27 protein-coding genes are annotated in these 20,719 nt (G+C 32.7%); 6 read left to right on the top strand and 21 right to left on the bottom strand.

Translation table 11 applies throughout. The annotated features are described in order from the left end of the window. Positions 1–88: 88 nt before the first annotated feature. The 21 genes from QHG34_RS03695 to QHG34_RS03595 form a co-directional block, all read right to left on the bottom strand. On the bottom strand, positions 89–673 hold the full coding sequence (locus tag QHG34_RS03695; RefSeq protein WP_282628814.1) for a putative periplasmic lipoprotein: 585 nt from the start codon (positions 671–673) through the stop codon (positions 89–91). After that, positions 648–1,094, bottom strand: coding sequence for a lysozyme (locus QHG34_RS03690; protein ID WP_282628813.1), 447 nt, complete (start codon positions 1,092–1,094; stop codon positions 648–650). The genes QHG34_RS03695 and QHG34_RS03690 overlap by 26 nt, the downstream gene beginning before the upstream one ends. Positions 1,095–1,174: 80 nt before the next feature. Then, the gene (locus QHG34_RS03685) at positions 1,175–1,480 is read right to left on the bottom strand and encodes a hypothetical protein (RefSeq protein WP_282628812.1); all 306 of its coding nucleotides are present in this window, start codon (positions 1,478–1,480) and stop codon (positions 1,175–1,177) included. Then, positions 1,462–1,875: a hypothetical protein gene (locus QHG34_RS03680; protein WP_282628811.1), complete on the bottom strand. Its 414-nt coding sequence runs from the start codon at positions 1,873–1,875 to the stop codon at positions 1,462–1,464. The genes QHG34_RS03685 and QHG34_RS03680 overlap by 19 nt, the downstream gene beginning before the upstream one ends. A gap of 17 nt (positions 1,876–1,892) precedes the next feature. Further along, a complete protein-coding gene (locus QHG34_RS03675) occupies positions 1,893–3,785 on the bottom strand; it encodes a hypothetical protein (protein ID WP_282628810.1) in 1,893 nt (630 codons plus the stop codon). Between the two features lie 2 nt (positions 3,786–3,787). Next, positions 3,788–4,660 (bottom strand): hypothetical protein, encoded by an 873-nt coding sequence (locus QHG34_RS03670; RefSeq protein WP_282628809.1) that lies wholly within the window; start codon positions 4,658–4,660, stop codon positions 3,788–3,790. Beyond that, positions 4,661–5,122 (bottom strand): hypothetical protein, encoded by a 462-nt coding sequence (locus tag QHG34_RS03665; protein ID WP_282628808.1) that lies wholly within the window; start codon positions 5,120–5,122, stop codon positions 4,661–4,663. Continuing rightward, positions 5,112–5,945, bottom strand: a complete 834-nt coding sequence (locus QHG34_RS03660; protein WP_282628807.1) for a nucleotidyltransferase — start codon at positions 5,943–5,945, stop codon at positions 5,112–5,114. The genes QHG34_RS03665 and QHG34_RS03660 overlap by 11 nt, the downstream gene beginning before the upstream one ends. 3 nt (positions 5,946–5,948) lie before the next feature. Beyond that, positions 5,949–6,248, bottom strand: coding sequence for a hypothetical protein (locus QHG34_RS03655; protein ID WP_282628806.1), 300 nt, complete (start codon positions 6,246–6,248; stop codon positions 5,949–5,951). After that, positions 6,226–6,603 carry a hypothetical protein gene (locus QHG34_RS03650; RefSeq protein WP_282628805.1) on the bottom strand — a complete coding sequence of 126 codons (378 nt, stop codon included), beginning with the start codon at positions 6,601–6,603 and terminating at the stop codon, positions 6,226–6,228. The genes QHG34_RS03655 and QHG34_RS03650 overlap by 23 nt, the downstream gene beginning before the upstream one ends. Next, on the bottom strand, positions 6,603–6,887 hold the full coding sequence (locus tag QHG34_RS03645; protein ID WP_282628804.1) for a hypothetical protein: 285 nt from the start codon (positions 6,885–6,887) through the stop codon (positions 6,603–6,605). The genes QHG34_RS03650 and QHG34_RS03645 overlap by 1 nt, the downstream gene beginning before the upstream one ends. Then, positions 6,887–7,090 carry a hypothetical protein gene (locus tag QHG34_RS03640; RefSeq protein WP_282628803.1) on the bottom strand — a complete coding sequence of 68 codons (204 nt, stop codon included), beginning with the start codon at positions 7,088–7,090 and terminating at the stop codon, positions 6,887–6,889. The genes QHG34_RS03645 and QHG34_RS03640 overlap by 1 nt, the downstream gene beginning before the upstream one ends. Next, complete coding sequence (locus QHG34_RS03635) at positions 7,090–7,575, bottom strand: hypothetical protein (protein WP_282628802.1); 486 nt, start codon at positions 7,573–7,575, stop codon at positions 7,090–7,092. Before QHG34_RS03635 ends, QHG34_RS03640 begins: the two co-directional genes overlap by 1 nt. Positions 7,576–7,577: 2 nt before the next feature. Next, a complete protein-coding gene (locus tag QHG34_RS03630) occupies positions 7,578–8,582 on the bottom strand; it encodes a hypothetical protein (RefSeq protein WP_282628800.1) in 1,005 nt (334 codons plus the stop codon). 2 nt (positions 8,583–8,584) lie between these two features. Continuing rightward, positions 8,585–9,250, bottom strand: coding sequence for a DUF6046 domain-containing protein (locus tag QHG34_RS03625; protein ID WP_282628799.1), 666 nt, complete (start codon positions 9,248–9,250; stop codon positions 8,585–8,587). 193 nt (positions 9,251–9,443) lie between these two features. Beyond that, positions 9,444–9,761, bottom strand: coding sequence for a hypothetical protein (locus tag QHG34_RS03620; protein WP_280063210.1), 318 nt, complete (start codon positions 9,759–9,761; stop codon positions 9,444–9,446). A gap of 29 nt (positions 9,762–9,790) precedes the next feature. Continuing rightward, a complete protein-coding gene (locus QHG34_RS03615; protein WP_280063209.1) occupies positions 9,791–10,213 on the bottom strand; it encodes a hypothetical protein in 423 nt (140 codons plus the stop codon). Continuing rightward, the gene (locus tag QHG34_RS03610) at positions 10,213–11,448 is read right to left on the bottom strand and encodes a DUF2586 family protein (protein ID WP_282628798.1); all 1,236 of its coding nucleotides are present in this window, start codon (positions 11,446–11,448) and stop codon (positions 10,213–10,215) included. Before QHG34_RS03610 ends, QHG34_RS03615 begins: the two co-directional genes overlap by 1 nt. Beyond that, positions 11,435–11,650, bottom strand: a complete 216-nt coding sequence (locus QHG34_RS03605; protein WP_280063206.1) for a hypothetical protein — start codon at positions 11,648–11,650, stop codon at positions 11,435–11,437. The genes QHG34_RS03610 and QHG34_RS03605 overlap by 14 nt, the downstream gene beginning before the upstream one ends. Before the next feature lie 2 nt (positions 11,651–11,652). After that, a complete protein-coding gene (locus QHG34_RS03600) occupies positions 11,653–12,555 on the bottom strand; it encodes a hypothetical protein (RefSeq protein WP_280063205.1) in 903 nt (300 codons plus the stop codon). Next, positions 12,555–13,655, bottom strand: coding sequence for a Clp protease ClpP (locus QHG34_RS03595; RefSeq protein WP_280063204.1), 1,101 nt, complete (start codon positions 13,653–13,655; stop codon positions 12,555–12,557). The genes QHG34_RS03600 and QHG34_RS03595 overlap by 1 nt, the downstream gene beginning before the upstream one ends. Positions 13,656–13,782: 127 nt before the next feature. Between QHG34_RS03595 and QHG34_RS03590 the strand changes: the two genes are divergently transcribed. From QHG34_RS03590 to QHG34_RS03565, 6 genes are all read left to right on the top strand, one after another. Next, a complete protein-coding gene (locus QHG34_RS03590) occupies positions 13,783–14,229 on the top strand; it encodes a phage terminase small subunit-related protein (RefSeq protein WP_280063202.1) in 447 nt (148 codons plus the stop codon). After that, the gene (locus QHG34_RS03585; protein ID WP_280063201.1) at positions 14,229–15,800 is read left to right on the top strand and encodes a hypothetical protein; all 1,572 of its coding nucleotides are present in this window, start codon (positions 14,229–14,231) and stop codon (positions 15,798–15,800) included. Before QHG34_RS03590 ends, QHG34_RS03585 begins: the two co-directional genes overlap by 1 nt. Position 15,801: 1 nt before the next feature. Next, the gene (locus QHG34_RS03580; protein ID WP_280063200.1) at positions 15,802–16,230 is read left to right on the top strand and encodes a phage protein Gp36 family protein; all 429 of its coding nucleotides are present in this window, start codon (positions 15,802–15,804) and stop codon (positions 16,228–16,230) included. Between the two features lie 55 nt (positions 16,231–16,285). Further along, a complete protein-coding gene (locus tag QHG34_RS03575; protein ID WP_280063198.1) occupies positions 16,286–17,599 on the top strand; it encodes a phage portal protein family protein in 1,314 nt (437 codons plus the stop codon). Continuing rightward, complete coding sequence (locus tag QHG34_RS03570; RefSeq protein WP_280063197.1) at positions 17,523–18,851, top strand: PBECR2 nuclease fold domain-containing protein; 1,329 nt, start codon at positions 17,523–17,525, stop codon at positions 18,849–18,851. Before QHG34_RS03575 ends, QHG34_RS03570 begins: the two co-directional genes overlap by 77 nt. An 81-nt stretch (positions 18,852–18,932) precedes the next feature. Continuing rightward, positions 18,933–20,717 carry a tape measure protein gene (locus QHG34_RS03565; RefSeq protein ID WP_282628796.1) on the top strand — a complete coding sequence of 595 codons (1,785 nt, stop codon included), beginning with the start codon at positions 18,933–18,935 and terminating at the stop codon, positions 20,715–20,717. Positions 20,718–20,719 lie beyond the last annotated feature (2 nt).

Genomic DNA, 20,719 nt, shown 5'->3' with positions numbered 1-20,719 from the left:
CCTACAAAGAAGGTTTATGTCCTCCGCTGTAGGGGTTTTTATACGCTAAAAATTGAAAGGTGAGATATTTAATTTTTGCGGAGGACTTTTATTTCACTCCAAAAGCGATTACTTTATTTATATAGTTTTTAATTAATATTGTTATCCAAATAAGAAAAATAACCAAACAGAGGACACAACCAATAATCACGTAAATCCAAATTGATATATCTGTTTTATCCTTTTCGGTATTTGATTTAAAATGATCTAAAAACAATTGATCTCGTTGCATTTTATTTTGAGCTAACTCAAATTTTCTGAGACTATCATAAATCAATAAAAATTCTGACTTTGTTAAATTATACGTTTTTTCGGATTGCTCATTATAGTTCGCTTTACCTTTACCTGAAACATTTAACTCAGTACCGTTTTCTGTTCGATTTAAGATAACTTTCAAATCATTACCTTGTTCGCCATCATATTGAACATTAAGAGCTTTTAGAACGCTTTCAAACTCGTTAAAAGTTTGATTCGTTTCAAGTTTAGAAACTTTTGATTTCAATTGGAAAACAGAATCGTTATTTATAAGATTTTCTGTCTTGATTTCCGTTTTCTCGACCTCCTTTGTTTTTCGCTTCGTTGCACACGCAAGAAGTAAAAACACTACACTAAGAAAAATACAAAGCTGCTTCATCTTTTCTACGTTTTACAAGTCCATTAAATTTTTTACCACCAGCATTCACCCATTGCATAAATTCATTTGCAATAGTTGGATCATTTGGATTTTTATTGACTTTTTTTAATAAAGTAGATTTACTCAGATTAGTCGCTCCGAGATTGTATGTAAAACTTACCAACGCATCAAATTGATTTTGATTGATTGGTTTTGTTACCAATAATGCAACTTGGTTCTCATACACTTTCAACATCTGAACTAATAAGTCAGATGCTTCTTTTTCTGTCAACGGCTTATCCTTCATTGTTACTTTTACTTTGTTTGGATAATAAGTCGCACCGTACCCAATGGTTGGGATTCCAATAGGGTCTAAGTAAGGTTTTGCAAAAAAACCTTCGTATTTCTTGATTAGTTCAAGTCCTTTTTTTCCTGTATTCATACCTTAAAATTTTAAATTAGTTATCCTGCTCGTGTAAAACTACACGTGCTTTAAATTGATTTTAAATACTGTTTTAATGTTTATTTTTCTGTGAAGTTGAATGATGAAGCGCCGAAAATTCTCACTCCTAAATAGTAGAGTTGACAAAGGAATAAGAACCAAATTCTACTGAATGTTTTACGGTTATGAAAATATTCATTAACTGCGATTCTCATATTTTTTAATAAAATCAAATCTGCTATTTTTCTATCGATTCTTATTCCTCCAAGATTATACGCTTCATCATGTTGATTGCATTGTACTTTAAAGAATTGGTGATGCGGTGGCTTGAACCAACTCCAAAAGCCATTGCAAGCCCCGCAACCGTTTATGCCGTTAAGTCCCATTTACCATCGTTATCGTTTTCCAAAATATACGCTTTCAACACATCATAGGAAATAGCATTCATACTGTCGAAAACACCCATGATGTAATCAAAAGCAGGTAATAAAATAAAATTACCTTCATCATCCAATACAGGTTCGAAATTCTCATCTCGTTGTTGGATCATTTCGCTATTATTGATGTACCAATCGTATGATGTTTGGTTTTTAAACAAATGCGAAACATCTACACCATCACGAGTGTATGAGATAAAATAATTGACATAAAATTGCTCGTAATTCCCGCCATCTATATGCGCTTGCATTACATTAACCGTACGCTCTATATCTTCAAATCCTACTTCCTTCAGATTTGAAATTTGCTGTTTTAAAAGTATTCTTCCTTTCACGTTATCCATTGGTAGTTTTTTATTAATTAAAATGTTTGATAGGTATTTGTAAATAATAATTCTTGTACAGTTCCATTGATTTGAATTGCACTATCCGCATTACTACCTATGAATGTAGAGTAGAAATACATTTTCTTATTTAATTGTTCAAAAGAGAACGTATTAGTTAGAATCTTACCATCTGCTTTACTATTTACAATTACAGTAGCTAAACCATTTTTAACTACTATATCAATATCATAAACAGTTGGTGCATTTATTATTGGAATATTTAAAGTTTTAGTCCCTACAGTTATAACTCCTCTAAAGAATGATACTAATATTTCAGGAACAATAGTTCCATTAACAGGTTTATCATAACCTAAACCAAAATTAATTGCCGAACGCCAAGTAACATTACCTAATTCAGAGCCAGCAGGTGTAAGTTTATATGTGAAATTTATTCGAAAACCATTGATAACATCTTCCTCTAAAATTATAAAGTGTTTAACTTGTTGTTCCAAAATATTACCTCTGTTAGTTGTATAAGTTTTCTTAATTGAAGTAGGACTAACAATTAAACTTGAAGCATCATAAGGTGTATAAACCTCCCAATTATCTAATACAATAGGTTTTGTTGTTACTTGCGTAGTAACTAAAATGTCAGAAGTACCGATATTTTCAAAACCATTGTGCACTACTTTTACTTTATAATAACCTGTCGGAAATAAACTATAATCAATACCAAATGAAAGAATACTTTGATTTGTTTGATAAACTTGATAGTTATCAATAATATGTGTTTCTTCAGGTATTAATTGATTATTAATATCTTTATATCTAATTATACTAACTGATGCTGTTGAAGGGTTTGAATTATTAACAAATAAATTAAGACCCACTAACGTTACATATTGAATATAATCTTTGGTATTATCAATTACAGGTGGTAATATAGTATCAACACGTGGTTGACCTGTACTATAAGTTTCACCACTTTTTCTACTTGCAATTCTAAAAGCATCTTTCTGTGCATCTGTTGATTTTACCATCGCATTAGTAACAGCGTTTAAACCAACTTTAGCTACATAACCATTGCTATCTACGCCTAATAATTGATTATATGTTGCATCTGCTGATTTATCTAATATTCCTGAATATCGAATACTTGAATTTGCAAAATTCCACGGAATACCTGAAATATCAACACGCCCATTTTCATTGGCTTTTACACCATTAACATACGTAACTGGATATACTTTTTCCTCTACATTTTTTACCAATCTTTTAGGGAATAGAATTTCTTGAAATTTATATGCAGCATCAGGAACCAAGTTATCAACATAAATACTTGTAGTTCCAAAAGTAGCTGTAATACCACCTTTAAAAACTTTAACTCCATTCACATCAACACCAATTGAAGCACCATCAACTTGATGTAAATCAAAACCAGCCTCAACCTCGTTACTTTCAGATTTTCGAACCGCACCTAATTTTACATCTTTATTTTCTTCGGGTTCGATGCCGTCAATCGTATCTACTTTACCAAAATCAGTTGCGTTTCGTCGTGCTGATTTACCTTCGTTATCTATTACAACAACATACGGATGACTATTTTCAGTAGCATCTTCTGTTGGAATTACTACATAATCTAAATCGTTTATTCCTAATTTATTTTGCCATTGTGTAATATTTTGCGCCGTTAACGATGTAGCATCATTTTTTGCGTATTCTGAGTGTGTATGTTCTGTCTCAGCTTTACCATCAATCAAATCACCAAGCCCCGAAATAGAACTAATTGGCAAACTTTCTGACTTATGCCAATAGCTATCAAACCATTCCCAAAATTGCGCTTGTTTTGGTTTATCTAAACGCTTAAACCAATTTTTAAGTGTGGTTTTATCTGTGTAAACTAATTGTGTGTTATTATCTAATGCCATAGTTATTGTATTGGTTTAATGAAGATGACAATGCGGTAAGGATTCATTACATCCAACTCAACACCATTACCAAGATTATCAGTTGTTGCATTTCTATAGAATAATCTGTTATTATCATTATCAGATTTATTCGAACCGAACTTATTTTCACCAACGTAAATAGTTCCATCCAATCCTCCATTTGTTGCATTTTCGATGTAATACGCATCTTTATAGGCGACACCTTCAGCAGGTAAATTGCTTTTATAAATTGCTTTTGTTTTTGAGCCTCCTAAGAAGTTTTCTAAAACTGATGATAAATTTGCATCGTCAGGATTTTGTCCAATTGGCATTCGACCACGTAAGTCTGTTACCTCTTCCCAACCTTCAGGAATTTCATTCGCAGGACGCAGAAATAAAACCGCTCCAAAACCACTCGAAAACGGACGTGCAAAAACTTCGAGCTTTTTTACACGTGTTACAATATTATCTAAAGTTGCTTTTTCAGCTTTTTCGGCTTCTAATTGTTGTAATGTTTTTGGTCGATGAAAGTCAGACCAAGGATAATTCGTTGTTTGTACACTTGATCCAAATGTTGCATAACGTGTACGATAAACTAATTTGTTTTCGCCATTCTCAAAGTTTTTGTTTTGCGTTTCTTCTCGAATAATAACTGTTGCGCCCGCTTGTCCACCACGAAATTCTACTATTTCACCATTGATATATACCACACCATTTGCAACGCTATTTCCTAAAATTTCGCAACCTTTAATAATGGCTAATGGAGCAATGATATTTCCTAATGAATTAAAGATATCATAGGTATTTTGCATTGCATTTAGCGTGTCTGTTTCAAGTGGAAAACCTCCTGTTTGCTGTATATTTATTCTATTCATCTATCCTAAATTTATTACGTTAAATCGTGTCCCTTCTAACTTGTAAAATTTTACCTGTGCTTCTATATCATATATATTCGCACTTACGCCATTCATATCGACGCTAAAATCAAAACTATCATCTCCATAATTAGAACTTGGGCGGATGTAAATTGTACCTAAATATTTAGGCTTCTTTTCGCCTTCTGTATAAATGTATTTTCTTTGGTATTTATCGCATTCGATAATCTTGATTCGTCTTTCCGAAATATCAAATTTATCGTTCAATACAGCTTCTAAATAGCAAACTTGCCAATTATGATCTAACTTATAATGATCATCCAAACGTCGTTGTAAAAATTCGTAATGAATATTAATAACTGGGGCAATTGCCGAACGTAAATAAGCGACGATTTTGGGTTGACGCATAAAAGTCGGCAACAGCAGAACCACGAGCTTATTAAAGTCTATATTATACTTCATAGCTTATTCCGTTATAGTTTTCAATCGTGAAATAGCCACTTTCGGGAATCCTCCGAACATCGATCGTTGTCCAATCGCCGTAATCGTTATTATCAGCATCTATCCAACATGATTGTGCTAAATCAACCGAAACCAAATTAACCCCTGTAATCGCTTCCAACTTATTTGCTAAATCTTGAATCCTTAACTCTCCATTAAATGGAAGCTCTTTCATAAATTCTTGTAACGCTTCTTGTACAGGATATTTAGCTGAAGTAATATCCATTCCATTAGCGTTAATCACCAAAGGATCACGAAATACACGAATATTCAATCTCAAACGATCAGGCAAATAATTGATGATTATGTACGGAACACCTCCTCCTTTTACACGCTTTGTATACTCGTAAATCGCTTCTATTTTATCAGCTTCCAACGGCGATAAAACATTATCTTTTTCAGTAGCTATTTTAATGATGATTTCACGCTCAGTTGAACTTTCGTTGACTGCACAATATTTAATAATTTTTGAAGCTTCGATTTCTTCATCGGTTGCACCAGTATTATCAAACAAATCTTTTTCTTTGATTAATTCAAAACCATATTGAAAATTCAAATACAAACTTTGAATCCACGGCAAACGATGTGTTTTTTGTGTTGATATTTTGACATCAGTTTCGGAGCGATGCAAAGCAAATAATTGTGCAATTTGTTCAACAGAATACGCCATGATGTACAACATCATTCGCCAAATAGACGTTTTGGATGTAGAAGTCAAACCTTCTAAACTTTTATTGGCTTCTTTTGCCAAAATCATTTCTCTTTGATAATTTTCTACACTCATAATTTATTGTACTACAAAATCTACCTCAATCGCCCAGTAATCAATACCGCTTGGCGTTTCTATTTCTTTCTCAATTGTTGTGATGCCTGTTGCAGGTTTCAATCCTTTATTTTGGAAATATTCTGCGATTAATCTTTGTTCAAAATCACTATTTACAGGAACGTTTAATATTTGTCCGACCTCCAAATCGTCCGTTAAACTGATGTCATTCGCAATTGCCAAAGACATTGCTCCAATGGCAGTTCCAAATAGATAAATTGAAATATCTAAAAGCGTTTGATTATGTAGGACTTTGATTTGCATGTTTCGTTTGTTTTTCAAGTTCTGCAATACGTTTTCGCAACTCGATATTTTCAGTTTTTAGCATTTTGATTTTTCGATTTAACATTGAAATTTCTTCTTTCAAAATCTTCTCTTTTGATTGCATCAATGCTTCATATTCTTGATACCTATCTTCATATCGTTGTTTCAAATCGTCTAAGATGTCTTTATAATGATTGGATAGTTTTACGTCATTATCAATTTTAGAAGCTTGTACACTTTCTAAAACTGCTGATACTTCAGCATTAAATTTTCTTCGTTCTAAAAACCAAAAAACTAAACCTCCCGCACCCAATAAGTATCCTAAAATCGTTACGAATATTTGTGTCCAATCCATTAAATTGTAATTTGTGTATTTTCAATACCGTTTGTTGTGTCAATAGTAGGATTCGAGTAATTGTCGTATTCTAATTGTATTCTTAAATCTCTTTCAAATTTGTAAGGAGAAATAGTAGTTTTTAAATAATTTATTGCACCAAATCCAAGCTGTGGAAACTCTTTAAATTCTCCTTTCTGAGCGATGAAAATATCTTCGATATGTTGTTGATCACTTTCATCAATCACAAAGTCACCATTTATGATTTCTAAGTCTTGTTCATCTGTGCGTTTAAAATCTTTCATTATTCTATTTTTCCTTGTCCTGTAAAAGCTCCTTGGTTTGATGTTCCCGTAATTTGAATGACTGATGACATTAAATAATTTTTGATTGCTAGCATCAACTTTTCAGCATACATACGTTTACTTTCTTCGTAATTTTCTGACTGAATCATTTCGTCTTGAATCGAAATAATATCCTGTACTAATTGTTCGTCATTTAAAGCCATTAGAATAAAAGTTTATCAATTTGTTGATTTAAAGATTTGAATTTTTGTTTATTCAAATCAATGAATTTACCAGCTCCACTTGGCGTCTGAATTATTGCATTTTCGAGAGTAGAAAACAAATCGTTTAAAACAGTTTTAAGATTGGTTTCAGCATTTAATATTCTGAATTTTCCATCTTTCATTTCAAAGATTTGTTTATCCATTTTGATAACAATTCGGTCTATTTCTGAGTATTTCAATACAAATAAATCATCCGTATCATTCAATCGTCCATAAATGATTTTAGAACCTATCTTTGGATAAATAGCAATTTTAGAATCTAATTCTGTATCAATTGCGTTTAATCGAATATCATCAACACCATCAGAAGTTGTACAGGTTGTTTCAGTAACCTCTGTAACTGTTTCTGTCATCAATGGGAACCGTTTAACACCTTTTTTATTTGCTTTTTTTACAGCAGATTCAAAGATTTCTCCTAATTCCATAACTACAATTTGTAACTGATTTTTAAACTTCTTTTGATCCCAAATGATTCGTCAATATTGATTGTAACACTTTCAACAAAGTATCGTCCGTCTTGATGTTTATCTTCATAAAAAGGACGCACTAAATCTGCAGCATCACCTTCTTTGATTAATGGATAACACCACGTATCAATCGTTCCTTCAAATCCGTCAAAACTTTTTGATTGATAGTATTTTTTAATAAAATCATTCAGTTCAGTTTTTGAAAGCCCGGGCATTTGAATTGTCATTTCATTTTCGCCTTTTTCTCCAAGAGATTTTTCGATTGTTGAACCATCTTTTTGTAATGATTTAACCGACAAGTAAAGCGATTTACTTTCTTTTCTTTCAAACTTAATATCAGAACCACGGCGTATATTTTCAGAAAAATTTAATTGATGAACTCTTCGAGGTTTAAAATCAACCAACATTCCAACGTTTAATTTTCCATCATAACCAAACCATGCTCTAATCGATGCTTTTTCTTTCAGTTCTTGTAATACTTCATAAGGTGTGGCATCTTCAATTTTCCATTTTCCGATAAAATAATCAGCATCATAAATGACATCATATTTCGCTGGAATAACTGCTTTTAAAATATCTTTTACGCTTCCTGTTTTAAAATATCCTGAATAACGTTTAGCAGATTTAAGCATAAACATTTCATCTTGACATTCAATCTCTAAAGGAGCATCTGCACCTATTTTAGTAATATAACCGACAAATTCTTTAGAGAAATGCCCATCATAACCGAATGAAATTTCGACTTTATCTTTTCGTTTAATGAAATCTAAAATCGATTTTCCATGTAAATCAACTGCGTTTCCGTTTTCATCAATCGCATTTCGATATTCACGAGGTAAAATGATTTTAGCTGTATTTATCAAAGTCTGAACGCTTCTTTCTATTTGGATAGATTGACAACGATAAAACTCAACTCGTTTACCGATTTTGATTTTCAGGTTGATATTGTAATACAAATAATTCATAATCAAAAAACTGTTCCGTCTTCTTGAGATACTTCTACTGATCCGAAATCAAATTTCACATCTGGTTTACCAAGTGTAAAAGAAACTGATTTTATACTATTTGCCTGTGCACTAAATTGTATAGTATCTTGAAATCCTTCTAATGGTGTAAACTCAATACTTTTGAAATAAATAGCATCAATTTGGCGTTCTTCAAATTGTAATCCTGACACTACAATTATTGTATTTTTCGACCAAAATGTATTTAATCTTTTAATTTCATCACTTGGATAAATGCGATTATCCAAATCAATCAACAATCCTTTTATTTCAATATTCCAAGGTTTAGTACCCCAACGTTCAATTACAACTGCATCATCATCGTTAACCTCTGTTTCAATTAATGATTTATCTTGAGAAAAATTAATCATCAATGGAGGTGCGAAAATATTACCTTGTTCACCTTTTAATACAGAAGAAAACTCAAGCTTTTCATCATAACGTTTCCCGTCTTTTTCAGTTAAATTAATTTCGAAACTTACTTTTTCAAAATCTGAACTACGTTCCTGATAATAATCTACGTCATACATTTTTTTTGGTTTCAATTCTTTTTTGACAACGTCAACCAAAGAAGCTACTCCAAAAGCAGCTGCATAACGAGCGGAAAGGTTTATTTGAGTTTTCTTCATTTCTATTCTATTTCTTTTTTACTCAAAGACAAAATGCCTTTATCTGCTAACCATTTCACTTGTGCCCATTTTATCGCCCAAGTATCATCATCCAATTGTTCAGGAAATGGTATGTGTAGAAAATGAGAGATATAAGCATTGATTTTAAAAATTTGATCATACCCATCATCTTCTATCAGTCCTGTACAATCGGTTAATACTTTTCCACTTTAGCAGTTCCCAATGGCATGATCTCAGCAATACCAGCTACAGCAGATAAAAACAATAAATCATCTGATTTAACCAAATCTTTATCTGTAAGCAAGGATTGATTAATCAAGATTTCTTGTGCTTTAGTTGGATTAACATTAGCAAATTTTAAATATTCACCAATGGTTGTTCTACTTGGAACTTTTGCAATTACTTGAACTTCGTTATCATTAGAATCTACTAATGTTAATCGACGTAAATTATTTTCTCCACCTGCTTTTTCAATTTGTTCAGGTGTTAATTCTTTTTGATTTTTTGACATTTTAAAATGTATTTAAAAAGGGTTTAAAACTATGCTTTCATGTTAAGGTCTACTTTCAAAGCAAATAATGGATAATCCATTTTAAGCCCCATTTCGCCTGTAACTTCTCGACCTTCTTTTGTAAATTTTACCAAAAGACGATCTACTACAAGTAAATTGTATTCGTTTGTAAAAGAGACAATCAAATAAAATGGTTTGATGTCTAAAATACTTCTACCAATCATTGCAGTTTCTAATGGTGTAATATCGTGCATCATTACTCCCATAGAAGCGTTAGGCGTTCTTTTACCTGTACTCCAAGAGGTTGCTTCTGATGAACCAAGCGTCCAATTTAATTGATGTTCTTGCTCATTTCCGTATGTTAATGATGTTACTTCAATATCAACACCGTTGATGTTACACTTTACATCAACACTATCGTATGACTTTCCGTTTCGTGTAATTTTTGCCATTATAAACTATTTTTAATGTTAATAGTTCCTGTAATTTCTCCAAGTGTTCCCATTGGTACAATCTTGTAACTTACAAGCAATTCTTTTTTTACGAGTAAATCACTATCAGGGTCAATTGTTGTTTTTCCAAGTGAAAGCTCATTTGCATTTTGCATTTCATCAAAAACATCATCGCCAATTTGTTCTAAAGAAACTAAAGCACGAGTTAATAATTTACCTTCTTCATCAACTGGATAAGTCTTTTTGATTTTAGGTAAAAAAACTGATCGTAATTGTCGAATTGCATCATCCATTACACGTCCATAAGCAATTGTATGCTCATTCATATTACCTTCTTGGTCAACAATAATTGGAGCGCAAACATGATCGTTATTTATACGAATACCTGCTAAACCAGCATAAGACAATCCGAAAATATATCCTTTATCTTCAAAGGTTTGAAGCTGTGAATAGATTTCTGTATTCTTTTTATGATTAGATAATCCTGCAATCATCCAAGCATCTTTTGTTGAGTCGTTCAAATCAAATGCTTCATTGTCGCCAATGTTTTGAGCAATGTTAGCAGATGAACAAACACCTAAAACAGTTCCGACATCAGCAAAATTTTGTGCTAAACCTGTTTTAGAATCTGCATATTTCCAATCTTGACCAATTACTACAGAAACCTTTGTCGCTTCTACATTTTCAATTGCTCGTAAATCCTCCACAACATTTGAATTTCCATCTAATCCGTAACCTTCTAAAAAGATTTGACAAGGCATATTTTGCTCAAATGCCCAAACTGCTAATGCTTGTGCCAATGGAATTGCTTCAATAACATCGGTTGGCATTCCGTCAACAACTGCTGGTGCTTCTGTAGGATTAAGAGCAAATGCAATTTGACGAATTTCATAATCTGCATAAGCCAATAATGTTTTTACGCTTTCAGATTGAACTAACGTTTTAAGGTTTGATGATTGCTCAACTAACATAAAATGTAATTCAGTACCTGCGCCAGCCATTCTGTAGAACTCCGAAATATGACGGTAAACATTAACATTATTTGTTTTGTCAAAATCTGCATCTAAACCATATTGGTCTAAATCTTCAACATTGTAAATGGTTACAGGTGTATTGAACCCTAAACCTGCCAATACAACCGATGCAATAACTAATCCTGAAACAGCACGTTCGTTATTGGTACGATTTGCACCAACTTTTCCTTTTTTAGTAGTAACTCCATTAAGATTGCTCATTTGCTTTATCTTTTGAATCTTCCTTTACTTCTTGTTTTTCAGACGCTTTATCATCACGTTTGAATGAAGTCAATTTTTGACCTTTATTTAAACTCAGTTCAGCAAGATTTTTTGAACTGAAGAACTCTCCTGATGGGTTTGCCCAAAGCTCATCATGTGAGCTTTGAGAAAATATTTTTTTGGCTTGATCTTGTAATTTCATAGTTAAGCTTTTGTAGTTACTAATGCAGCCATTGCACGGTCTTTTTTAGGTGCTACTAAATAATAGTGTCTAAAATTGACTGCTGATGATTGAGTTTGTGTATCAGGTTCATCGAAGTACATTTTCGTTTTACCTTCTGCTCTGAACATATCAGGTGCATAAAATGCAATAGACGCTTTACTGTGAGTAGCATCGTCATAAACAGCTCCGTAACTTGCTTTTGTAGTTCCTGCATAAAAAGGATTGTTTCCGTACGAATACACTTTGAAACCATATAACAACGGCAATAATTGACCAGTAGCTACATTGACATAATTTTTATACAGGTTTGTATCTTCTTTCAGAATATCAAATAAATGCGAATCGTCTAAAACTAAAATTCGTTTACCATCATTTGGTACACCTGCATCAGTCATTGCTTTTGCCAAATCAATAATATCTTTCAAAGTCGCAACTTTTTTTCCAGCTTCTGTTGCACCAGACGTTCCAATTACAGGTGTATCGATTGATTTCGATTTTGGTGCAATTGCATGAATAGCTTTACCAAATTTCTTTGTTAGAATTGCCAAACGATGTTTCTCGTTTACTTTTGCAATTTTATCGTAAGTAATAGCATACAACTCATCATCTGTCACTTTTGTAGCTACTGTTTGATACTTATCTAAATTGAATGCGATGTCGCCATCTTCTAATTCAGAGTAACCGATTGGATAAGCAGTATTGTTAATTAATACCTCAGGATCAGCACCAATATCAACTAAATGAATTACCTCATTTTCTCCATTTCTTGAACTTGTAACAAATTCAGAATAGTCAGTAATGTTGATTAAAAATGATGCGTCAACAAAAGGTCTAAACCCTTCGACTAATTCGCCTGTCCAAATTTCTCTATATACTCCAGCCATTATTTTGTGTATTTAGCGTTAAACAATGTTTTAAATTTTTCAGGATCTGATTTTGCCAAAGCTTCAAAACCTCGTGGGTCTTCTGTTTGCCATTTATCAAAATCCCAACTTGCTCTGTCTAAATTAGCGTCTGTTCCACCGTTAATTTGACCAGCAATAGGTTTACGAGTGTTCATATTTGCAAAAACTGTTTGCAAAGCTTCTATTCCTGATGTTTTACCAATAGCCTCATAAGTTGGCTCATCTTCTTTTTTGATTTTACCAGCTTTTACAGCTTCAGCAATAATAGATGCAACAGCTCCATTTGATTGTTCGTCAAGTTTTGCTTGTAAATCAGCAAGTTCTTTTTTATAATCTTCATCTTTCTTTTCTAAAGCTGAATATCTCGTTACGAGTGCCTGAATTACTGCTGTATCTGAACTGTTTTCGTTCACGCCTTGTAAATTCATAGCTTCAATGACTTCTTTTTTCATTTCGTCTGTTTCAATTTTATTATTAGTAATATTTGGAATATACAAGGCTGCATAACGTGCATAAACCTCGTTTTCGTTTTCTATTTCTGATGGGTCAAATCGGTCAACCTCTGTTTCATTTTCAATAATCCCATCAATTAAGTTTTCTTTCAATGCCTGTTCCGCAGAAAACCAATGATCAGAACCATCTAACCAATTTTCTTGAATCCATTTTGTAGTTTTTCCAGTAGTTGCACTCAAATCATTACAAAAGTTTTTCTCCATTTGTTCCAATAGATTTACCGTTGCTTTTAAATCTTTTGCAGTACCGTTAGCATAGCCCGATGGAGGATGAATCATCATAAATCCATTTCTAACCATATAAACATTTTTGCGAGATTGACTGATTATCGCTCCCATCGATGCAGCTATACCAATAATTTCAAGTCGTTCAATTTTTGTAGATGCATTACATACATTATAAATCAAGTTTCCATCGAAAACACTACCTCCGAAAGTGTGGAGTTTGATAACTATATTATTGTGTAATCGTTCAACTTCATTAAGTACACGTGTGAAGTAAACACCGTCACCTTCCCAAATAATACCTATTGCTCTAATTACATTATCATCTACTGCTAAAATCACTTTTTTGAAATTTTATTGAGCAAATATTTAAAGGTTTTCGGGTCTTTCCTAAATCTTCGGCAAGGCTTTAGGGTTTATTAGATTATCACTTGATTATCAAAGAATTTTGTTAATAAAAGCCAATAAAATGGAGGTAATTAAAGGAGGTGGAAATATCAATAACAAAGCAAAAAAAGAGCTTGCAGAAAAACTATTTATAGAAGATGGACTAACTGCAAAAGAAATATCTCCATTGGTTGGAGTTTCTGAACAAACGCTTTCACGTTGGCGCAAAGAAGGGAACTGGGATAATAAACGAAATGAATTTTTAGCAGCTCCTCATAAGATTAAAGAAGTCTTGATGAAAGAGCTAAAAAGTATTGCAAGTGGAGAAAACTCTACTATTGACGCAGATGCTTTGGCAAAAGTTAGTAAAGTAATTGAAACCCTTTCATCTCGTACCTCTGTACAAGTCATTTTTTCGGTTTTCAAAGAGTTTGATAATTGGATGGCAGACCAAGAACCACGCTTAGCAATTGAATTTACAGAATGGCATAAACGCTTTTTACAATACCGAATTAATCAAGAGGAATAATGACAAAAAGTTTTGAAAAAATACTTAAACAGTATGAGGAACATTGTCGGAAAATTGAGCAATCGGCAACTGTCAACATCAATGAAACGCCAAAAGAAAAAATCAAACGAATCAATGAACTTGAAAAGGATTATGTCGCTTGGTTTGAATATCATTTTCAAATGTATGCTAAATCAAAATGTGCTTGGTTTCATAAGAAGTTAGCCAAGTTAATTATTGATAATCCTGAAGGCTCATTATTAGGTGAAATCTATCGATCAGGTGCTAAATCCGTGCATTTGGATATGGGAATTCCTTTGTATTTGTATTTAGTGAAAAAGGATTTGTTTTTCATGTTATTGATTGGTGAAACCGTTGATAAGGCAAAAAAACTGATTTCAGATATTCAAGCTCAATTACAGCATAATCCAAGATTAATCAATGATTACGGTAAACGCTTTAAGTATGGAGATTGGGCTGAGGGAGATTTTTCTACCATTGACGGTGTTCGTTTTGTTTCTCGTGGTTTTCGTCAGTCGGTTCGTGGACTTCGTGAAGGTGCACAACGTCCAGATTATATTGTGGTTGATGATGTTGACACGAAGAAACTATGTAACAACGAGAAATTATCTCGTAGAGCTTATGAGTGGGTTTGGGAAGATTTACAAGGTACTTTTGATGAAGGTGCGAAAAGAAAACGCTTTGTTGTAGCAAATAACAATTTCCACAAAAACACAATTATCAACCAGCTTAAACAAGAATTTAACCGTATCAACGAAAAAGCAAAACAAGCTGGTCGAAAGGTTAAACATTTTATATTAACAGTTGCAGCTGTAAAATCATTAGTAACATTTGAACCGAATTGGAAAGAAAAAACATCAGCAGAATATTGGCGACAAAAGTATGATAATACACCGTACCGCTCATTTATGCGTGAGTATATGCACAAACATATACAAGATGGTGAAATTTTTAAACCTGAATTTATCCAATACAAAAAACGTTTACGGTTCGATCAGTATGATGCGCTTTGTTTTTATGGCGATTTATCCTACAAAGACGCAGGAGATTACAAAGGAATGGGATTAATTGGGCGAAAAGACAAAGAGTATCATTTAATATTCTGTTTTCTTAGACAATCTACTCGTAAAGCAGTTGCAGAATGGCTTTATGATTTATATGAGAAACATAATCTTTCAAAATACAACATCAAATATTTGATTGAAGGACTTTTCGCAATGGATGAGTTTGTTAACGATTTTGACTTAGTTGGAGAGGAACGAGGTTACTACATTCCTGTAGTTGCTGATAAGAAATCAAAGATTAATAAATATGACCGTATCGAATCGATGGCTGGTTTCTTCGAAAGACTAAATGTATTCTTTAACGAAGAATTTAAAGAGTCCAACGATTACGCTACAATGGAAGATCAATTGTACGCATTCGAAAAAGGTAGTACAGCAAATGATGACGGACCCGATTTTTTACAATCAGGAATGGCAGAAGTTAATAAAGCATCATTTATTGAAAAATTCAAGGCTCGTACTGTTTCAAGAAAAAAGATAAACCAACGCAAAAAAAACAAATTTTAAAATGAGTTTTATTAATGAAGATGATTACAGCGTTTTAATTCGCAAAGAAATCAAAGGAATATTAGTTGAAAATTATTCTGATACAAAATTAGCTGGTGCAGAACAAATGGCGATTGATCAAATCAAAAATTACATCAATGGTTTTTATGATACTGTAAAAATCTTTTCAGCGCAAGGAACAGAAAGAAATTCATTTATTGTAATGATAACGATTGATTGTGCTTTGTATCATTTGTACACAAGTTTAGCTCCTAATAAAATTCCTCAACATCGTTCAGACCGTTATGCTGATGCATTGGAATGGTTAAAATCTATATCAAAAGGAGAAGCAAGTGCAGATTTACCAAAAATTGTTGATGAAGATACAGGCAAGGCTAAATCAAGCATTCGTATTGTGAGCAGATACAAACAACAAAATCATAAGTATTAATAATTGTTTAAACTGTGTTTAAACTCGCTTTTAAGCTATTCTAAAAATTTTAACGATGAAATTATTTAATAATTTATTTAACGCGTCAAAAACGCCTAAAAACATAGCTTCAACTATTCCACGAAAAAGAAGTGGAAAAAACCAAAATATTGATCGTGTAATCGACCAAATTGCAAAATCATTCAAAGATATATCTCGAAAAGATATTGATAAATGGAGACAGTCTTTAATGCTTGTAAGTTTACACGAGCATCCGAGATTTAATACTTACGCCGATTTGATTGATGATTTAGGTATTGATGCAACATTGAAAGCACAAGAACAATTGCGTTATTCTGCAACTTTAAGTACAGGTTATCAAATAAGAAATAAACGAACAGGCGAAATAAACGAACAAGCGACTGAATTATTTCAACAAAAATGGTTTTTTGATTATCTGACTTTATACACAACCGCAATAGTAAGAGGTGCAAAAGTTATCGAATTTCAGAATTTTGATGGACATAAAATTGAATTTAGAGAAATTCCAAAACGAAATACAGCAACTAATTATAAACGTATTTATCCCGATTTAAATTCTCAAACATTTATTGACTACACAGACCCAATGCATAAAAATTGGGTTTTACAATTGGGTGATGATGATTTAGGATTGATTAATAATATAATTCCGAACATCATTTGGAAAAGAAATGTTGCGCAATCATGGGCAGAGTTTTGCGAAAAATTTGGAATGCCATTAGTTTCTGCAACAACTAATCGAAGTGATAACGAGCATTTAGATAAAGTTGAAGAACAATTATTGGCATTAGCAGAAGCAAGTATCGGAGTTTTTCCAGAAGGTACAACCATCAAATTTGATGAAGCCAATAGAACCGATGCTTACAATGTTTATTCAAAATTCATTGAACAAAACAGTAATGAGATTTCTGCTGTAATTGTTGGATCAAATACATTAACAGCAAATGCAGCGAATCGTTCGCAAACAGAAGTACACGAAAGATCGTTAGATTTCAAAATATCACAAGCAGATAGACGTGATATATCTTTCAATGTAAATGATGAGTTAATTCCATTATTAATTGCACAGGGATATTCTGAATTATCTAACGATGATGTTTTAGAATGGATAGAATCGAAAGAGGAAATCGACTTGCAACAATATTGGAATATCGTTCAAGGAATTTTACAAGATCATGAAGTAGACCCTGAATGGCTATCTACAACTTTCAATGTGCCAATTACAGGTAAAAAACAACGCCAAATCATCACTAATCAAAATAATCAACAAGATGAAGAAAACAACAATCCCAAGCAAAAGAATACAGGTAAAACTGTTGCAAGTTGGAAACGTCCCGACTATTCATAATTGTTGTGGAACTCATCCTGTAGCGAATGGCGATGAACCTTCGTTTTTGGATAGACTGAACGAAGAGCTTGCAAAACAAACTTATAACGATGAGGATAGTTTAGGCACACAAGGGCGATTGATTGCAAAAGAAGCCTTGCATTTAGTAGAAGGTTTAAAACAAGGTTACGGCGTTACTTCGGGTTGGAACACTCCCGATACTTTGGCGTATCAAATGATGGAGTTCAATTTGTTTGAATTTGCTGAAAGTAAAACCGAGGCTCGTTTAGCTGCAATGACAGATTTACTCATTGATAAAGAGAAGTTGCAAATCAGGTCATTTGAGGATTTCAAAAAATTAGCTTTAAAAGAAACATCCGAATTTAACGAAGAATGGTTATTAGCTGAATATAATCTGTCTATTTCGGTAGGACAAAACGCAGCTGCATATAATAAATTTATGTCAGAAATAGATGATTTTCCTTTTGTACAATATCAGACTGTTGGAGATTCAAGAGTTAGAAGTCAACATCAAAAATTAGAAGGGTTAGTTTTTAATTTAAGTGATAAAAAAGCAATGAAACTTTTTCCACCGAATGGTTACGGTTGTCGTTGTGAAATGATTCAATTGCCAAGTAAACCAGATCATGTGACATCAGGAAATGAAGCTGTAGAAAAAATGATGCGTTCAGATGGTAAATGGAAGGATTCTCAATTCGCTATAAATAGAGGTGATCTAAGAAAAGTATTTACAACTGAACAATTTTATGCTGATATAAAAGGAATGTCAAAAAAAATCAATGATATGTCTTTTGATAAATATCACTTAGAAGCTTATGATAAGTTTAAAAAAGATTTAAAACCAATTAAACTGGACAAATCAATTACAGAAGATAATGTAAGTGAATTATTCAAAGTAACAGGAAAAACTAAAGGAAATAAAAATTTCATGGGGTTTGAAGATTATTTTGAACGAAAATTAATTCTTCCTGAAGAAGTGTTTAAAAGACATACTAAAGGACATTATATCAAAGAAGAACGTCATCAATTAGTTCCTCATATTAAAAATATAATTTCTAAACCTGATGAAGTTTGGTTAAGTAGAGAAAATAACAAAAAAAATCAAACCTTAAGATACATTAAGTTTTATAAGAATAAAACAATTGTTGTTTTATGTGAAATGAATAATACAAATCTTGAAATAAAAACATGGTTTGAAATGAAAGAGGAAAAAACTACAAGAAGCGGATTATTAATAAAAGAAAAAGGTTAAACCCCAACGGTGAAGACTTTGCAAGCAGTGAGCCTATCGGGTTTAACCTTTTCTTGATACAAATATACAAAATAAATTAATATGGCAGGTAGAAGTAAATTAGAAATATTATTAGAACTATCTGATAGACTGTTTAATAATGCGCTGAGTAGAGCACAAAACAGAATTAATTCTACAGTTAATTCGGCACAACAAAGATTAAACTCGTTACGATTACCAAATATTGATACATCACAAATTGAAAATTTAAACAATAGTTTCAATTTTGGCTTAGGTGCTGGTATAGGTATGGAAGTTATGTCGATGGCTGTTAACGGAATTAAAGAATTGAGTGGCGAAGCTATTGATGCAGTAGATTCATTAACCAAGTTTGAACAAACTATGCAATTTGGTGGGTTCAATTCATCTGCTATTGCAAAAGCTCGTGGCGAAGTAAAAAAGTATGCGGATGATACGGTGTACGATCTGCAAACAATTGCCAATACAACAGCACAATTAGCTGCAAATGGTGTACAAAATTATTCAGCTCTTACACAGGCAGCAGGAAATCTGAATGCGGTTGCTGGAGGAAATGCTGACACCTATAAGTCGGTTGCATTAGTTTTAACCCAAGCCAATGGAGCGGGTAAATTGGTTACTCAAGATTGGAATCAGTTAGCAAATGCTATTCCAGGAGCGAGTGGAAAAATACAAGAAGCTTTACGGAAAAATGGTGCATTTACTGGTAATTTTAGGCAAGCAATGGAAGAAGGTCAAATATCAGCAATCGAATTTAATAAGGCTTTGTTAGATTTAGGAACTGATCCAATTGCTGTAGAGGCTGCTAAATCTACTAAAACATTTGAGGGAGCTCTTGGACAATTAAAAGCAGGTATAGTTGATAGTTTTTCTAATCTTATTCAAGCAATCGGAATGGATAATATAACAGCATCTATAATGTTTTTAGCAGATGTTACAACAGGGATGATACAACCGTTTATTTGGTTTTTTACTGAAATTAGAAATGGAAATCCCTATGTCTCTATTTTAGCAACATTAATTTTAGGTTTGGCTACAGGTATTGGAACTTATAATGCTGTAATGGGAATAGCTACGTTATTAACAAAAGGCTGGGCTACAGCTCAAACTTTACTTAATGTTGCAATGTATGCTAACCCAGTTGGATTGATTATAGCTGCAATTGTTGCTTTAGTTGCTTTGATAGCAATAGCAATTTACAAATATGACGAATGGGGAGCAGCATTGTTACAATTTCTCGGTCCGATTGGTTGGGTTGTAAATGGATTTATGGCTATAAAGAACAATTGGGATAGTATTGTAAATGCTTTTAAAACTGATGGAATAATTGGAGGTTTAAAACGTATAGGTGTTGTTTTAATGGACACATTCTTAAAACCATTGCAACAGATTTTTGAAATGATTTCTGAATTTGATCCAACAGGAATTGCAGATTCAGCTTTGAATAAAATCAAATCGATTAGAGATAATAACAATCTTGTAACAATTGATGAAAAGACGGGAAAAACTAAACCTATGTTGGCAAAAATACTCGAAGATCAACAAAATAGTGCAGGATTTAAAGCATTAGCAGAAAAAGCAAGTTTATATCAACCAAAACCTTTGGGAGGTTCTACTGATGCAAATGGCAAAAAATTAGGTAAAGGTTCTAAGAAAACAAAAGACGATATTAACAAAGTTGCTGGTTCTGCTAATCAAGTGAAGAAAATAGACATCAAAATTGATGCATTTAGCAAAGGTGATGTTCATATTAAAAATGAGAGTGGCAAAGGAATGACAAAAGACCAATTTGAAGCTTGGATGAAGGAAATGTTTATGCGATTGATTATTGATGCTGAAAACGCCTAATT

Origin of the sequence: Empedobacter sedimenti (assembly GCF_030005555.1) — a bacterium.
Lineage (GTDB): Bacteria > Bacteroidota > Bacteroidia > Flavobacteriales > Weeksellaceae > Empedobacter > Empedobacter sedimenti.
Note: the sequence above shows the minus strand (reverse complement) of the source record. Positions and strands in the feature narration are given on the sequence as shown.

Coding starts and splice junctions, on each gene's coding strand:
- QHG34_RS03630 (WP_282628800.1), bottom strand. CDS start 8,582: ATGAATTATTTGTATTACAATATCAACCTGAAAATCAAAATCGGTAAA.
- QHG34_RS03575 (WP_280063198.1), top strand. CDS start 16,286: ATGAAATTATTTAATAATTTATTTAACGCGTCAAAAACGCCTAAAAAC.
- QHG34_RS03665 (WP_282628808.1), bottom strand. CDS start 5,122: ATGAAGTATAATATAGACTTTAATAAGCTCGTGGTTCTGCTGTTGCCG.
- QHG34_RS03655 (WP_282628806.1), bottom strand. CDS start 6,248: ATGCAAATCAAAGTCCTACATAATCAAACGCTTTTAGATATTTCAATT.
- QHG34_RS03685 (WP_282628812.1), bottom strand. CDS start 1,480: ATGGGACTTAACGGCATAAACGGTTGCGGGGCTTGCAATGGCTTTTGG.
- QHG34_RS03640 (WP_282628803.1), bottom strand. CDS start 7,090: ATGGCTTTAAATGACGAACAATTAGTACAGGATATTATTTCGATTCAA.
- QHG34_RS03580 (WP_280063200.1), top strand. CDS start 15,802: ATGAGTTTTATTAATGAAGATGATTACAGCGTTTTAATTCGCAAAGAA.
- QHG34_RS03600 (WP_280063205.1), bottom strand. CDS start 12,555: ATGGCTGGAGTATATAGAGAAATTTGGACAGGCGAATTAGTCGAAGGG.
- QHG34_RS03625 (WP_282628799.1), bottom strand. CDS start 9,250: ATGAAGAAAACTCAAATAAACCTTTCCGCTCGTTATGCAGCTGCTTTT.
- QHG34_RS03695 (WP_282628814.1), bottom strand. CDS start 673: ATGAAGCAGCTTTGTATTTTTCTTAGTGTAGTGTTTTTACTTCTTGCG.
- QHG34_RS03690 (WP_282628813.1), bottom strand. CDS start 1,094: ATGAATACAGGAAAAAAAGGACTTGAACTAATCAAGAAATACGAAGGT.
- QHG34_RS03590 (WP_280063202.1), top strand. CDS start 13,783: ATGGAGGTAATTAAAGGAGGTGGAAATATCAATAACAAAGCAAAAAAA.
- QHG34_RS03635 (WP_282628802.1), bottom strand. CDS start 7,575: ATGGAATTAGGAGAAATCTTTGAATCTGCTGTAAAAAAAGCAAATAAA.
- QHG34_RS03620 (WP_280063210.1), bottom strand. CDS start 9,761: ATGTCAAAAAATCAAAAAGAATTAACACCTGAACAAATTGAAAAAGCA.
- QHG34_RS03585 (WP_280063201.1), top strand. CDS start 14,229: ATGACAAAAAGTTTTGAAAAAATACTTAAACAGTATGAGGAACATTGT.
- QHG34_RS03610 (WP_282628798.1), bottom strand. CDS start 11,448: ATGAGCAATCTTAATGGAGTTACTACTAAAAAAGGAAAAGTTGGTGCA.
- QHG34_RS03605 (WP_280063206.1), bottom strand. CDS start 11,650: ATGAAATTACAAGATCAAGCCAAAAAAATATTTTCTCAAAGCTCACAT.
- QHG34_RS03680 (WP_282628811.1), bottom strand. CDS start 1,875: ATGGATAACGTGAAAGGAAGAATACTTTTAAAACAGCAAATTTCAAAT.
- QHG34_RS03570 (WP_280063197.1), top strand. CDS start 17,523: ATGAAGAAAACAACAATCCCAAGCAAAAGAATACAGGTAAAACTGTTG.
- QHG34_RS03650 (WP_282628805.1), bottom strand. CDS start 6,603: ATGGATTGGACACAAATATTCGTAACGATTTTAGGATACTTATTGGGT.
- QHG34_RS03675 (WP_282628810.1), bottom strand. CDS start 3,785: ATGGCATTAGATAATAACACACAATTAGTTTACACAGATAAAACCACA.
- QHG34_RS03660 (WP_282628807.1), bottom strand. CDS start 5,945: ATGAGTGTAGAAAATTATCAAAGAGAAATGATTTTGGCAAAAGAAGCC.
- QHG34_RS03565 (WP_282628796.1), top strand. CDS start 18,933: ATGGCAGGTAGAAGTAAATTAGAAATATTATTAGAACTATCTGATAGA.
- QHG34_RS03670 (WP_282628809.1), bottom strand. CDS start 4,660: ATGAATAGAATAAATATACAGCAAACAGGAGGTTTTCCACTTGAAACA.
- QHG34_RS03615 (WP_280063209.1), bottom strand. CDS start 10,213: ATGGCAAAAATTACACGAAACGGAAAGTCATACGATAGTGTTGATGTA.
- QHG34_RS03645 (WP_282628804.1), bottom strand. CDS start 6,887: ATGAAAGATTTTAAACGCACAGATGAACAAGACTTAGAAATCATAAAT.